At 47.8% G+C, this 270-nt stretch carries 1 protein-coding gene; it reads left to right on the top strand.

Features of this window, described 5'->3' with window-relative positions:
* Positions 1–18 precede the first annotated feature (18 nt).
* Positions 19–228, top strand: a complete 210-nt coding sequence (locus L9G74_RS20690) for a hypothetical protein (protein ID WP_238898639.1) — start codon at positions 19–21, stop codon at positions 226–228.
* The last annotated feature ends 42 nt before the right edge of the window (positions 229–270 follow it).

The following is a 270-nucleotide window of genomic DNA, read 5'->3' on the forward strand; positions in this document are numbered from 1 at the left end:
ACCCGACGGAGAATCCCGATGTCTGATAAAGTATTTATTTTCGATACCACATCGGAACCTTGTAAAAAAACCGGCATTGGTGAACGCCAAGCTGACGCTGAACAACGTGTATCAGTAAAACACCTGCAAAAATATGGTTCAGGCAAGCTGACCCGCGTTGCTGCCAACGGACAATTTTCTGCTGGCGAAGGTGCAGCAATCTGCTGCAACTGCTCGGTCAACATGTAGCGGTCTTTCACTACGGCGGTTAAATAACCTTGCTGTACCACT

The sequence above is a fragment of the Shewanella electrica genome (genome assembly GCF_022321485.1).
GTDB classification, from domain to species: Bacteria; Pseudomonadota; Gammaproteobacteria; order Enterobacterales; family Shewanellaceae; genus Shewanella; species Shewanella electrica.